At 60.4% G+C, this 13,112-nt stretch carries 10 protein-coding genes; 8 read left to right on the top strand and 2 right to left on the bottom strand.

Going from position 1 to position 13,112, the window contains the following annotated elements:
- Positions 1-47: 47 nt before the first annotated feature.
- The 3 genes from thrC to AB3G35_RS21865 all read left to right on the top strand — a co-directional run bounded on the left by thrC (position 48) and on the right by AB3G35_RS21865 (position 4,225).
- Positions 48-1,457 (top strand): threonine synthase, encoded by a 1,410-nt coding sequence (gene thrC / locus AB3G35_RS21875; protein WP_016781923.1) that lies wholly within the window; start codon positions 48-50, stop codon positions 1,455-1,457.
- 120 nt (positions 1,458-1,577) lie between these two features.
- Entirely contained in the window at positions 1,578-3,704 is a 2,127-nt protein-coding gene (locus AB3G35_RS21870; protein ID WP_369782138.1) for a transporter substrate-binding domain-containing protein, read from the top strand.
- A 101-nt stretch (positions 3,705-3,805) separates the two neighbouring features.
- Positions 3,806-4,225: a response regulator gene (locus tag AB3G35_RS21865; RefSeq protein ID WP_016781925.1), complete on the top strand. Its 420-nt coding sequence runs from the start codon at positions 3,806-3,808 to the stop codon at positions 4,223-4,225.
- Positions 4,226-4,391: 166 nt separating this feature from the next.
- On the opposite strand, the gene AB3G35_RS21860 is transcribed toward AB3G35_RS21865, so the two are convergent.
- Together AB3G35_RS21860 and AB3G35_RS21855 are read right to left on the bottom strand one after the other, a co-directional pair.
- Positions 4,392-5,204: a TIGR02285 family protein gene (locus AB3G35_RS21860; protein WP_369782137.1), complete on the bottom strand. Its 813-nt coding sequence runs from the start codon at positions 5,202-5,204 to the stop codon at positions 4,392-4,394.
- A gap of 43 nt (positions 5,205-5,247) precedes the next feature.
- Positions 5,248-6,447: a CaiB/BaiF CoA-transferase family protein gene (locus AB3G35_RS21855; protein ID WP_016781927.1), complete on the bottom strand. Its 1,200-nt coding sequence runs from the start codon at positions 6,445-6,447 to the stop codon at positions 5,248-5,250.
- Between the two features lie 135 nt (positions 6,448-6,582).
- Here AB3G35_RS21855 and AB3G35_RS21850 point away from each other — a divergent pair, with 135 nt between their 5' ends.
- The 5 genes from AB3G35_RS21850 (at position 6,583) to AB3G35_RS21830 (ending at position 12,925) form a co-directional block, all read left to right on the top strand.
- Positions 6,583-7,125 carry a YaeQ family protein gene (locus AB3G35_RS21850; RefSeq protein ID WP_016781928.1) on the top strand — a complete coding sequence of 181 codons (543 nt, stop codon included), beginning with the start codon at positions 6,583-6,585 and terminating at the stop codon, positions 7,123-7,125.
- A 41-nt stretch (positions 7,126-7,166) separates the two neighbouring features.
- Positions 7,167-8,876 carry a single-stranded-DNA-specific exonuclease RecJ gene (gene recJ / locus AB3G35_RS21845; RefSeq protein ID WP_369782136.1) on the top strand — a complete coding sequence of 570 codons (1,710 nt, stop codon included), beginning with the start codon at positions 7,167-7,169 and terminating at the stop codon, positions 8,874-8,876.
- Between the two features lie 309 nt (positions 8,877-9,185).
- Entirely contained in the window at positions 9,186-10,292 is a 1,107-nt protein-coding gene (locus AB3G35_RS21840; RefSeq protein WP_016781930.1) for an NADH:flavin oxidoreductase/NADH oxidase, read from the top strand.
- A gap of 77 nt (positions 10,293-10,369) precedes the next feature.
- Positions 10,370-11,077, top strand: a complete 708-nt coding sequence (locus AB3G35_RS21835; RefSeq protein WP_016781931.1) for a tellurite resistance TerB family protein — start codon at positions 10,370-10,372, stop codon at positions 11,075-11,077.
- 171 nt (positions 11,078-11,248) lie between these two features.
- Positions 11,249-12,925: an acid phosphatase gene (locus AB3G35_RS21830; RefSeq protein ID WP_369782135.1), complete on the top strand. Its 1,677-nt coding sequence runs from the start codon at positions 11,249-11,251 to the stop codon at positions 12,923-12,925.
- The last annotated feature ends 187 nt before the right edge of the window (positions 12,926-13,112 follow it).

Genomic DNA, 13,112 nt, shown 5'->3' with positions numbered 1-13,112 from the left:
GCCGCTGTAGCTAAACCGCTTGCCGCTCGAACCGAAGGTTTGAACCCATGCGCTATATCAGTACCCGTGGCCAGGCACCGGCCCTGAATTTTGAAGATGTGTTGCTGGCCGGTCTGGCCAGTGATGGCGGTTTGTATGTGCCGGAAAACCTGCCGCGCTTTACCCAGGAAGAAATCGCTTCCTGGGCCGGTTTGCCTTACCACGAGCTGGCCTTCCGGGTGATGCGTCCGTTCGTGACCGGCAGCATTCCGGATGCTGACTTCAAAAAGATTCTCGAAGAAACCTACGGCGCGTTTTCCCACGCCGCTGTAGCGCCGCTGCGTCAGCTCAACGGCAACGAGTGGGTGCTGGAGCTGTTCCACGGCCCGACCCTGGCGTTCAAGGACTTTGCCCTGCAACTGCTCGGCCGCTTGCTCGACTATGTACTGGCAAAACGCGGCGAGCGTGTAGTGATCGTCGGCGCCACCTCCGGGGATACTGGTTCGGCGGCGATCGAAGGTTGCAAGCACTGCGAAAACGTCGATATTTTCATCCTGCACCCCAACAACCGGGTGTCGGAAGTACAGCGTCGGCAGATGACCACGCTGTTCGGTGACAACATCCATAACATCGCCATCGAAGGCAACTTCGATGACTGCCAGGAAATGGTCAAGGCCAGCTTCGCTGACCAGGGTTTCCTCAAGGGCACCCGCCTGGTGGCCGTGAACTCGATCAACTGGGCGCGGATCATGGCCCAGATCGTTTACTACTTCCACGCCTCCCTGCAACTGGGCGGGCCGCACCGTTCCGTGTCGTTCTCGGTGCCTACCGGCAACTTCGGCGATATCTTCGCCGGTTACCTGGCGCGCAACATGGGCCTGCCGATCAATCAATTGATCGTGGCCACCAACCGCAATGACATCCTGCACCGCTTCATGAGCGGCAACCAGTATGCCAAGGACACCCTGCACGCGACCCTGTCGCCGTCGATGGACATCATGGTGTCGTCCAACTTTGAACGCCTGCTGTTCGACCTGCACGGTCGCAATGGCGCCGCTGTTGCGGGCCTGATGGATGCCTTCAAGCAAACCGGCAACTTCAGCGTTGAAGAAGACCGCTGGACCGAAGCACGCCGTCTGTTTGACTCGCTGGCAGTGGATGACGAACAAACCTGCGAAACCATCGCCCAGGTGTTTGCTGAAACCGGCGAAGTCCTCGATCCGCATACGGCCATCGGTGTGCATGCAGCGCGTGAATGCCGTCGCAGCCTGGATATTCCGATGGTGATCCTGGGCACGGCGCACCCGGTGAAGTTCCCGGATGCGGTTGAAAAAGCTGGCGTAGGTAAAGCGCTGGAGCTGCCGTCACACCTTTCTGACTTGTTTGAGCGAGAAGAGCGCTACACCGTGTTGGCCAATGACCTCAAGGCTGTACAAGCCTTTGTCAGCCAGCATGGCAACCGTGGCAAGCCGCTCTGAAGGCATTTGTCTTACGCGTTTTGAAGCCCGTCATCTGACGGGCTTTTTTATTGGTGCATGGCAAACTTGCCTGGTTTTCGCCCCTCGTATGCTGGCGAATACCCGGTCAAGGATGCTGTCATGTCATGTATTCACCAGGCATTTCAAACATGGATGCGCATAGTGCTGGCTATGGGCATGTTCAGTCTTGCCCAGCCGGTCATCGGCGAACCGGGCATACCCTTCAGGCTTTCGAGCAGCGCTGTCGAGCCCGTGCCAATGCAGCTGGACGCCGCCGACCGGCAATGGCTGGCCAGCCAGGGCACCTTGCGGATCGGTATCGCCACCGTTGATTACGAACCTGTCGACATCATCACCGACCGCAACAACTACCAAGGCCTCAGTGCCGATTACTTGAGCATCCTGCGCGACAAGCTGGGGGTGCCCGTTGAGGTCCTGGGCTACAGGACGCGGGAGCAGGCGGTTGCCCGGCTACTGGCCGGCGAAGTCGATATCCTGACCAGCGCCAGCGGATTCGAGCGTGGTATCGAAGGCGTTGTTCTGTCCCAGGAGTACATGGCCGACCGCCTGGTTGTGGTTTGCCGGACCGATGATGAAGGGCCGGTCGGCAACTGGGCCGGCAAAAAAATCGGCTTTATGGCCGGATACGTCGATTTTCATACAGCCCAGGCGTTTTACCCGAGCAGTGAGATCGTCATCATTTCCGATCTGCACAATGCAATGGACGCGCTGACCGAGGGCGATATCGATGCCTTTATCGGCAATGAACTGATCGTGCAGTCATTCAAAAGCTTTCGTCCGCACTCGGGGCTGCGCATTGTCGGTGACAGTGCCTTGCCCGCATTCGGCTTTGCTTTTGCCACGCGTCATTCCAGCTCCAGGCTGGCGTCACTGATCGATCGCGCACTTGAAAGCCTCGATGAGCGTGCAACGCGCATGGTGCTTTCGCGCTGGACCAGCGGGCTGGAAGGCAGCATTGCGCAGCAGCGCATCGATCTGCTGCCCACCGAACGGGAGTGGATCCAGCGCAATCCGGTTGTAACCCTGGCCACCCAGCAGTTTCCCCTTTACGGCTTCAGGACCGGCGACGGCCGCTGGGCGGGCCTGAGCATTGACATTCTGGCGCGCATTTCTCGCATGACCGGCCTGCAATTTGTTCATAAAGAGGCGTTTTCAACCGTGCAAATCCTCGACATGCTCAAAAGCGGCGAGGCGCAAATGAACTCAAGCCTCTCCAGAAGCCGTGAGCGCAAGGCCTTCCTGAACTTCACCCACTCATACGGCGGGGCACCCTGGGTGTTTGTAGTGCGCGTCAATGATTCCCGGCTGGGCTCGCTGAGCCAGCTTGCCGGCAAGGTCCTGGTGCTGCCGGCCAGGCATGCCCTTGAAGACTACATTCGGCGTGAATACCCCGCAGTCACCCTGCGTCTGGTTGAGACCTATGCCCAGGCCCGTCACGCGGTGGCCAATGGCGATGCGGATGCGACGATCCAGACCGAGACGCAGGCCTATCTGTATCCGCCGGGGCGGTTGAAAGTCGGGCGCAGTGTTGAAGGGCAATGGGCGGCCGCCACTTTTTCGGTACCAGCCCGCTACCCGGAGCTGTTCAGCATCATGAACAAGGCCCTGGAGGCCATCCCAGTGGCCGATATCCGCGCGCTGCGCACCACATGGCTGGGTGGGGCTGGCCAGCCGCTGATTATCGAGGGTGGCCTGTACCACTCACCGGGGCTGTGGTGGGCGATTGCGGGCTTGTGCTCGGTCGGGCTTATGTCACTTTTCTACAACGGTTTTTTGCGCAGGCAACTGGGGGCCGGGCGCGAGTACGAACTGAGCCTCATAGAACAATTGAAGCTCAGCCACCGCTTTCTGGATGGCATCCCCAGCCCGATTTTTGTGGTTGGCCTGGAGGGCCAGTTGATTACCTGTAATCAAAGCTATGAGGAACGCTTGTCGGTCCGCCTGGGGCAAATTTGCGGGTTGAAGGTGACTGAAGTGGATTTGTTTTCCCAGGAGCTGGCCGAAAAGTTTCAGCGCGAAATCCTGAACATGATTCAAAGCCGTAAACCGTGCTACCAGAAGCGTTGGGTGGAGTTTAAAACCGGCGGGATGGAAATCTATCAGTGGGCCGCGCCGTTCTACTCGGAAACCGGCCGTATGGAGGGGCTGGTAGGGGGCTGGTTTGACAAGTCAGAAGCCAGGAAATGGGAGTCACGGGGCATTTTAGGCGGTGAAAATCGCTTGTAGCGCATTCCCACGCCAATTGCGGAATTGTCCTATGTTATGCGGCTGTTGAGCCTACTAAGGTTTACCACCTCTGTAACATCAGGTTTATGCCCTGAAGGCCCATGATGCGACCGTTGAAAGTATTGATTCTTGAAGACAACCCATTTCAATTGATGGTGTTGCATCAAATGTTGAATGCATTCCGTATTTTTGACGTGTTGACCGCCGAAAGCGTGGATTCTGCCCGCCATTCGCTGCTCAATCGCGGGGCTATTGATGTGGCTATTTGCGATCTGTACATGGAGGGGCCTTCAGGGCTGCAGCTTATCCGCGAGCTGGCGCTCAAGCGTGATGCCACGGCGTTGATCATCTCGAGTGCGGCTGCGCCCCATGTGATCGAAATGGCGGCCCGCATGGCCCGTCGGCACGGGCTTGAGGTGCTGGGGTGCCTGCCCAAACCGGTGACCGTGGCCGGGTTGGGGCAGTTGCTGGATCTTTATCGGCAGTCACACCGGTGTACAGGGGAGAGCGGCACAAATTAATTGCCCGCACGGGGGAACTTCCGCCAGCCCAGGCATGTCAGATTTATTATCAACAGGGGCAAGTTTATTGCTCCGATGCTTGTAGCCTGTTGAGCAGGTCATCATGACCTTGTTAGACCCCGGGCAGCCTCCCCACTGTTCGGGGTTTTTTTATGGCTTTTTTTTGTCAATGCACATCCAGGCTGGACGGGGGCGCTGGCCCCAGTTTGAGCAAAATCGAATTGACGTGGCTGATCACCTCGCGGCCTTCAGGCGTGTCCGTGCATCCGACGTAAATGGGCTGAAACTCGGGCGCGCCCTGGATCGGGTAAAACATCAGCGCCTCGGGCGACAAGCCTTGCTGGCTGGCCTTGGCCTGGATTTCCGGCCAATAGCCCAGCAGTGCCGGCATGCGGCCGGCTTGTTGCATCTGCAACAGGCTGGCCAGCGGGTCGCTGCCGTAATGCATGACAATCTGGCTCGCCGGGCCCCGCGCCAGCTGGTTATCAATCCATACCCCGTAACTGCGTTTGGCAATGACCCCAAGCTTGAGGGTCTGTGCCTTGAGCAGGCCCGGCAGGTCGACCTTGTCATCATGAATAAAGGGCTGCAGCCGTTGCCGGTCCTCACGCAGAATCGCCATGCCATTGCTGTGCAGCTCGGTAACGGGGTCGGAATAGACAATCGACAGGGCGCGAGCCGGGTTCCAGACCAATGCCGGGTCGCAGGCCAGCGATTGCTCTTCAAGCATCTGCAGGGCCCGTGCGCGGTTTACCTGCATCACGATGTGCTGGTACTGCGGCATGTTGGCGATCAGGTCGGGCATCATTTTGTCGATCACCCCCTGACCCTTTTGCGGGCCATGAAACACGGTCAAGGGCGGCAGGTCGCGCAGCAGCCAGATCAGCGTTGGCGCCGCCTGGCTTGCAGGAGCCCAACCCAGCATCAGCGAGGCGATCAGGCCAGCCCAAAGGCTCCGCCGCATCGAGGGACAAGTCATCGTGCTGATCTCCTTCGCTTGCCAGCAAAAATGGCCAGCATGCCTAGATGGCGCCTGACTGCTTGAGGCTGGCAATTGCCGCGGCGTCGTAACCCAGGCCGCTCAATACCTCGTGATTGTGCTCGCCCAGCTGCGGGCCGACCCAATCCGCCGAGCCCGGGGTATCGGACAGCCTGGGCACGATACCCGGCATCTTGAAGTCCTTGCCGTCCGGCAGTTTGGCCTGCAGAAACATCTCTCGGGCCAGAAATTGCGGGTCGCTGAACATATCTTCTGCCGAAAAAATACGGCTGGCCGGCACCTGTGCCGCAGCCAGTTGTTCAAGCACCGTTGCCAGCGGCAGTGAACCGACCCAGCGGTCAATCACGCCATACAGCTCGTCGCGTCGCGCGTCGCGGCCATCGTTGCTCGCCAGCGCCGGGTCATTGGCCAGGTCGTCACGGCCGATAATCTGCATAAAGCGCTTGAAGATGGCGTCACCGTTGGCGCCGATCTGCACATGCTTGCCGTCCTGGCTGGTGTGGATCGAGGAGGGGGTAATACCCGGCATGATATTGCCGGTACGCTCACGGATAAAACCGAATACATCGAACTCTGGCACCATGCTTTCCATCATGGCAAAAATGGCCTCGTACAGCGCCACGTCTACCACCTGGCCCTGGCCGCCGTTGACCTCGCGATGACGCAAGGCCATCAGTGCGCCAATCACGCCCCACAGCGCGGCAATCGAGTCGCCGATCGAAATGCCCGTGCGCACCGGCGGGCGGTCCTCAAAACCGGTGATATAACGCAGCCCGCCCATGGATTCGCCGACCGCGCCAAACCCCGGCTGGTCTTTCATCGGCCCGGTCTGGCCAAAGCCGGACAGGCGCACCATCACCAGTTTGGGGTTCAGCGCATGCAGCACCTCCCAGCCCAGGCCGAGTTTTTCCAGTACGCCGGGGCGAAAGTTTTCGATGAGGATATCGGCGTCTGCCAGCAGCGCCTTGAGGATGCCCAGGCCATCCGGGTGCTTGAGGTTCAGGGTCAGGGATTTCTTGTTGCGTGCCTGGACAAACCACCACAGCGATGTGCCCTCATACAGCTTGCGCCATTTTCGCAGCGGGTCGCCGCCGTCCGGGGATTCGACCTTGATCACCTGGGCGCCGAATTCGGCGCAAATCCGCGATGCAAAAGGCCCGGCGATCAGGGTGCCCAATTCGACGACTTTAAGGCCCGAAAGGGGTTTGGTGGCGAGCGGCATGTGGAATCCTTGTCCAGGGGGCGAGCGAGTACAGCCTTTTAACATAGCTGGCGGCTGGCAAGAAGCTGGCCGATTCGTTCAATCACGGTGTATCGGTTAGACTTGCCGCCTTTCTCCGTATCAAGAAGCCCGTTCATGGCACAGCCGTCCACGACCTACAAGTTTGAACTCAACCTTACCGATCTCGATCGCGGGGTCTATGAAAGCGTCAAGCAGACCATCGCCCGTCACCCTTCGGAAACTGAAGAACGCATGACCGTGCGCCTTCTGGCCTACGCCTTTTGGTACAACGAGCAGCTGTCTTTTGGTCGTGGTCTGTCTGATGTAGACGAACCAGCCCTGTGGGAAAAAAGCCTGGACGACCGTGTCCTGCACTGGATCGAAGTTGGCCAGCCCGATGCCGACCGCCTGACCTGGTGCTCGCGCCGTACCGAACGCACCAGCCTGCTGGCCTATGGCAGCTTGCGCGTGTGGGAAGGCAAGGTCATTCCGGCGATCAAGAACCTGAAGAACGTCAACATTGCTGCCGTGCCACAAGAGATTCTTGAAGTCCTGGCCAAGGACATGCCCCGGGTTATCAAGTGGGACGTAATGATCAGCGAAGGCACGATTTTCGTGACTGACGACCGCGGCCAGCACGAAGTGCAACTGCAGTGGCTGCAAGGCGAACGCGGCTAAGTTACAACTTTTTTCTACGCTCAGAGACTCTCCACCTGCTTATGCGCATCGAACCTCGTCCATTGCCTGAAACCCTGCCTTTTCTGGGCGAAATGCCAACCCTGCTGACCCGCCTGTACGCCGCACGCGGTGTGCAGTCCCAAGCTGAACTGGACAAGAGCCTGGCGCGGCTGATTCCGTATCAGCAGCTCAAGGGCATCGATGCTGCAGTGGACTTGCTGGTGGTCGCGCTTGAGCAGCGCCAGCACATCCTGATCGTCGGCGACTTTGACGCCGACGGCGCTACGGCCAGCACCGTGGGCATGCTCGGTTTGCGTTTGCTGGGGGCGGCCCATGTCGATTACCTGGTGCCCAACCGGTTTGAATACGGCTATGGCCTGACCCCGGAAATCGTCGAAGTCGCGCTGACCCGCACGCCGCAGTTGCTGATTACGGTCGATAACGGGATTTCCAGTATTGAAGGCGTTGCTGCGGCGAAAAAGGCCGGTCTGAGCGTGCTGGTCACCGACCACCACTTGCCAGGCAGCGAGTTGCCGGCCGCGGATGCCATCGTCAACCCCAACCAGCCCGGCTGCGAGTTCCCGAGCAAGGCGCTGGCGGGGGTCGGGGTGATTTTCTATGTGCTGATCGCCTTGCGGGCGCGCTTGAACAGCCTGGGCTGGTACCAGAACAGCAAGGCGCCAAATATCGCCGAGCTGCTGGACCTGGTGGCCCTGGGCAGCGTGGCGGACGTGGTGCCGCTGGATGCCAACAACCGCATCCTCGTTCATCAAGGGCTTGAGCGCATTCGTGCCGGGCGTGCGCGGCCGGGGCTCAAGGCAATTCTGGAGGTGGCCAAGCGTGACCACTCGAAAATCACCTCCACCGACCTGGGTTTTATCCTCGGGCCGCGCCTGAACGCTGCCGGGCGCCTGGACGACATGAGCCTGGGCATCGAATGCCTGCTTACCGATGACGCCAACGCGGCGCGGGAAATGGCTGCGCAACTGGACGAGATGAACCAGGACCGCAAATCCATCGAGCAGGGCATGCAACGTGAAGCGCTGGCCCAGCTAAAGGACCTGACGATCGACAGCATGCCGTTTGGCCTGTGCCTGTTCGATCCCGAGTGGCACCAGGGGGTGATCGGGATTCTGGCTTCGCGACTCAAGGAGCGTTACTTCCGACCGACCTTCGCTTTTGCCGATGCCGGTGATGGCATGCTCAAGGGCTCCGGGCGCTCGGTGCCGGGCTTTCATATTCGTGATGCGTTGAGTGTGGTGGCAGCACAGCATCCGGACTTGATCAGCAAATACGGTGGCCATGCGATGGCGGCTGGCCTGACTTTGCCCGAGGCCAACTTTCCGCTGTTCTGTGAGGCTTTTGATGCCGAAGTGCGACGTCAATTGCGTGAAGAAGACCTGACCGGGCGCATGCTGTCGGATGGCAGCCTGGCGGTTGAAGAGTTTCATCTGGAGCTGGCGCGGGCCCTGCGCAATGCCGGGCCTTGGGGCCAGCACTTTCCCGAGCCGTTGTTTCACGGGGTGTTCCAGCTGGTGGAGCAGCGCATCGTGGGCGAGCGGCATTTGAAAGTGGTGCTCAAGACCGAATGTGGCAGCGTCAAACTCGATGGCATTGCTTTCGGGATCGACCGCGAAGTGTGGCCGAACCCGACCATTCGCTGGGTTGAACTGGCCTACAAACTCGACCTCAACGAGTTTCGCGGCAACGAAACCGTACAGTTGATGATTGCCCATATCGAACCGCGTTAACGTCAGCACGAGCTTAAGAAACGCCGTAGCAGCTGACGAGCGAAGCGAGGCTGCGTCCGGCGGCGCAGCCGTCGTAAACCCTGATAGCCAGCTTCTACTGGCACAGCGCAGAGTCTGATTCTACGACGGCTGCGCCGCCGGACGCAGCCTCGCTCCGCTCGTCAGCTGCTACGAGGGGGCACCTGAATCTGACTCACCTCACATTTGGCCCGCTTCAGCTCGCAGCATTTGAACCCTCCCTCATCCAGTGTTGTCGACTAGGCTCTTCAGAAGTACTTGGAGCCTGCCCACTGGAATTAGAGGTGACCCATGAGTCTGCTGCTCGAACCCTATACCCTGCGCCAACTGACCCTTCTTAACCGCATTGCGGTCTCGCCAATGTGCCAGTACTCCAGCGTCGACGGGCTGGCCAATGACTGGCACCTGGTCCATCTAGGCAGCCGTGCCGTTGGCGGTGCCGGGCTGATTTTTACCGAAGCTACTGCTGTCACCCCCGAAGGCCGGATTACTGCCCAGGATCTGGGCCTGTGGAACGACGAACAGATTGAACCCCTGCAACGCATCACCCGCTTTATCCGCGCCCAGGGCGCTGTGGCCGGCATCCAGCTGGCCCATGCTGGGCGCAAGGCCAGCACCCACCGCCCCTGGCTGGGCAAGCATGGCAGCGTCAAGGTGGAGGAGGGCGGCTGGGTGCCGGTCGGGCCGTCACCGATAGCCTTCGACCCGCAACACACACCGCCCGCGCAACTGGATGAAAGCCAGATCAAGGACGTTGTCCAGGCTTTCGTGGCGGCTGCCAGGCGGGCACTGGAAGCCGGGTTCTCGGTGGTCGAGGTTCACGCCGCTCACGGTTACTTGCTGCATCAATTTCTTTCGCCGTTGAGCAACCAGCGACGTGACCAATACGGTGGTTCGTTCGAGAATCGAATTCGTCTGGTCCTGGAGGTGACCGAGGCCGTGCGCGGGGTATGGCCGCAGGAGCTGCCGCTGTTTGTGCGGGTGTCGGCCACCGATTGGGTGGAAGACGGCTGGAACCCTGACGAAACCGTCGAGCTGGCGCGCCGTCTCAAGGCATTGGGGGTGGACCTGATCGACGTGTCTTCGGGCGGTACTGCAGCCAATGCCGAGATCCCGGTCGGGCCGGGTTACCAGACCCGCTTTGCCGAGCGCGTGCGCAAGGAGGCCTGCATCGCCACCGGTACAGTGGGCATGATCACCGAACCCGCACAGGCTGAGCATATCCTGCGCACCGGGCAGGCCAATTTGATCCTGCTGGCCCGCGAGCTGTTGCGTGACCCGTACTGGCCGCTGCACGCAGACGATGACCTGGGCGGCAAAAAGGCGACCTGGCCAGCCCAGTATCAGCGTGCAACCCATCGCGACCAACCGATTCATGAGTCCGACCTGCGAGACTGATCCCCTTGCTCTTTACGATAAGCCCGCCTGCTGGCGGGCTTTCTGGCTCCCCCTGACCCTGTTACGAGAGGATGCTTATGAGTTTGCTCGACCAACTGCTTAAATCCGGCCAACAGATGCTGGAGAAAAAAACCGGTACCCAAGGTGGCGCCTCCACTGGTGGCAAAGGTGGCCTGGGAGACCTGCTTGGCTCCGGGGGGCTGGGCGGCATGCTTTCCGGTGCGGGCGGCGGTGCCCTGGCAGCCAGTGCCCTGGGCCTGCTGCTGGGCAACAAAAGTGCCCGAAAATATGGTGGCCAGGCGCTGACCTATGGTGGCCTGGCGGCCTTGGGCGTGCTGGCCTATAAAGCCTACGGCAACTGGCAGGCCAATCAGGGCACGGCACCGCAGACCGAACCGCAGACCATTGACCGCGTCCCGGCACCGCAAGTGGAGCAACACAGCCAGGCAATCCTCAAGGCGCTGGTGGCTGCCGCCAAGGCTGATGGCCATGTGGATGAGCGCGAGCGCCAATTGATCGATGGCGAACTGAACAAGCTCAATGGTGACCCTGCGCTGCGCCAATGGTTGCAAGCAGAGCTGAACAAGCCGCTGGACCCCGCCGAAGTGGCCCGTGCTGCAACTACCCCGGAAATCGCGGCCGAAATGTATATCGCCAGCCTTGTTCTGGTGGACGAAGAGCATTTTATGGAGCGCGCCTATCTGGAAGAGCTGGCCAAACAGCTCAAGCTCGACCCGGGCCTGAAGACCGAGCTGGAGGCCCAGGTAAAACAGGCACACGGCTAACCCACTCTGCGGGCGATGTTCCGCGATATAGCTGTTTTAGACGCCCCGAACCGCTACGGTCCGGGGCGTTTTTTATGCTCCCCGGCTTCGATCTACTGCAACTTCCCCGTCATAATCCCCTGCTAGTCTGCCCGCCAGAAATAATTTGTTACGCCTCAACAGGGATTTGCAATGAGCGACAAGAAAGACCCGGACACCCAGCTCCTGGCTGACAGCAGCCGCCGTCGCTTCCTCGCCGGTGCTGCCGCACTGGGCGTCGGGGCCGCTACCCTGAGCGCTTGCGGTGCCAGCGAGCAGGGCCGGCCTGTCCAGTCGCAGCCGTTGACACCTGCTGATCTGGACAAAAAACTCCACGAGCAGGTCAAGACCATCGTGGTGATCTATGCCGAGAACCGCAGCTTCAATAATCTGTTTGCCAACTTTCCCGGTGTCGAAAAACCCTTGTCAGCCCTCAAGCCTGCCGATTATCAGCAGCGCGACCGTGATGGCAGCTTGTTACAAACCTTGCCACCCGCCTGGGGCGGGGTCGTGCAAGTCGGGCCTCAGACGGTCGATGGGGTGACCTATGCCCCGGGCGAGCAGTACCAGCAGAACCTGCCCAACGCCCCCTTTGCCCTCAAAGGGCCCAATCAGGAAGACTTGCCGCTGAACCTGGTAACCCGCGACCTGTGGCACGTGTTCTATCAGAACCAGATGCAGATCAACGATGGCAAAAATGACCAGTTCGTCGCCTGGGGTGACTCGGGTGGCCTGCCGATGGGTTACTACGGCCAGTCGCAGTACTCGCTGCGCCTGTGGGACGTGGCCCGGGAATTCGTGTTGTGTGACAACTTCTTCCAGGGCGCTTTCGGCGGTTCGTTCCTTAACCACCAGTACCTGGTCAGCGCGGCGGTGCCGTTTTATCCGAATGCGGGCACCTCCGTGGCGGAGGGGCAGATTGCCGTGCTGCAAGGGGACGACCCCACCGGTACGCGCCTCCAGCCCCTGGCCAAGTCCCCGGCCAGCGCCATGACCGGCGCCCCGCAGTTCGGCCCCAGCGCGCTCACACCCGACGGTTTTGCCGTCAATACCATGGCCCCACCGTACTGGCCGACCTGGATCCGCGACCCCGAGCGCCCGGACTACGCCAAACCCGACCTGCCGAGCGTACTGGTGCCACAAAGCCATGAGCATATTGGCGACAAACTGAGCAAAAAGAACATCGACTGGGCCTGGTACGCGGGCGCCTGGCAGGCCACGCTGGAGCAGTACAAGGGCTCGGACGGCATCCCCAAGATCCCCAACTTCCAGTACCACCACCAGCCGTTCAATTACTTTGTGCAACAAGGCCCGGAGAACCCGCAGGAGCGCAGCAAGCGCCTGCGTGATGGGGGGCTGGGCGACGAAGTGGCTACCAACCGTTTTCTGGCCGACGCCGAGGCTGGCAAGCTGCCGGCCGTGAGCTTCTACAAGCCCCAGGGCAACCTCAACCTGCACGCCGGGTATGCCGATGTGGCTGCCGGTGACCGTCACCTTGATCGCGTGCTCAAGGTGCTGCGCAACAGCCCGCAGTGGCAGAACATGGTGATCGTGCTCACTGTCGATGAAAACGGCGGTTGGTGGGACCACGTTGCACCGCCCAAGGGCGATCGCTGGGGGCCCGGTACACGGATTCCGGCACTGGTGGTGTCACCTTTCGCCCGCAAGGGCACGGTGGATCACACGGTGTATGACACTGCCTCGATCCTGCGCCTGATTACCCGGGTGCATCAGCTGGAAGTGCTGGATGGCCTCAAGCAGCGCGACGACGCCATGAAGGCGCGCGGGCAGGTGCCGATGGGCGACCTGAGCAATGCACTGATGTTCTGATAACCGGCCACCTTTTGTGGAAGCGGGCTTGCTCGCGATGGCTTCGACACGGTCAGCCCGGCAGACCGCGGCGCCTGCATCGCGAGCAAGCCCGCTCCCACAGGATTGAAGTTTTATATGTAGGAATATTTGTCTATTGCTGTGAGATCTGTCTCAACGCCTGTACGAATCATTGCGCGCCCTCGGC

The sequence above is a fragment of the Pseudomonas sp. WC2401 genome (assembly GCF_041200115.1).
Lineage (GTDB): Bacteria > Pseudomonadota > Gammaproteobacteria > Pseudomonadales > Pseudomonadaceae > Aquipseudomonas > Aquipseudomonas fragi.
Note: the sequence above shows the minus strand (reverse complement) of the source record. Positions and strands in the feature narration are given on the sequence as shown.

Bases quoted from the DNA above. Each gene is read 5' to 3' on its own strand.
- thrC (WP_016781923.1), top strand. From the start codon at position 48: ATGCGCTATATCAGTACCCGTGGCCAGGCACCGGCCCTGAATTTTGAA.
- AB3G35_RS21870 (WP_369782138.1), top strand. From the start codon at position 1,578: ATGTCATGTATTCACCAGGCATTTCAAACATGGATGCGCATAGTGCTG.
- AB3G35_RS21865 (WP_016781925.1), top strand. From the start codon at position 3,806: ATGATGCGACCGTTGAAAGTATTGATTCTTGAAGACAACCCATTTCAA.
- AB3G35_RS21860 (WP_369782137.1), bottom strand. From the start codon at position 5,204: ATGACTTGTCCCTCGATGCGGCGGAGCCTTTGGGCTGGCCTGATCGCC.
- AB3G35_RS21855 (WP_016781927.1), bottom strand. From the start codon at position 6,447: ATGCCGCTCGCCACCAAACCCCTTTCGGGCCTTAAAGTCGTCGAATTG.
- AB3G35_RS21850 (WP_016781928.1), top strand. From the start codon at position 6,583: ATGGCACAGCCGTCCACGACCTACAAGTTTGAACTCAACCTTACCGAT.
- recJ (WP_369782136.1), top strand. From the start codon at position 7,167: ATGCGCATCGAACCTCGTCCATTGCCTGAAACCCTGCCTTTTCTGGGC.
- AB3G35_RS21840 (WP_016781930.1), top strand. From the start codon at position 9,186: ATGAGTCTGCTGCTCGAACCCTATACCCTGCGCCAACTGACCCTTCTT.
- AB3G35_RS21835 (WP_016781931.1), top strand. From the start codon at position 10,370: ATGAGTTTGCTCGACCAACTGCTTAAATCCGGCCAACAGATGCTGGAG.
- AB3G35_RS21830 (WP_369782135.1), top strand. From the start codon at position 11,249: ATGAGCGACAAGAAAGACCCGGACACCCAGCTCCTGGCTGACAGCAGC.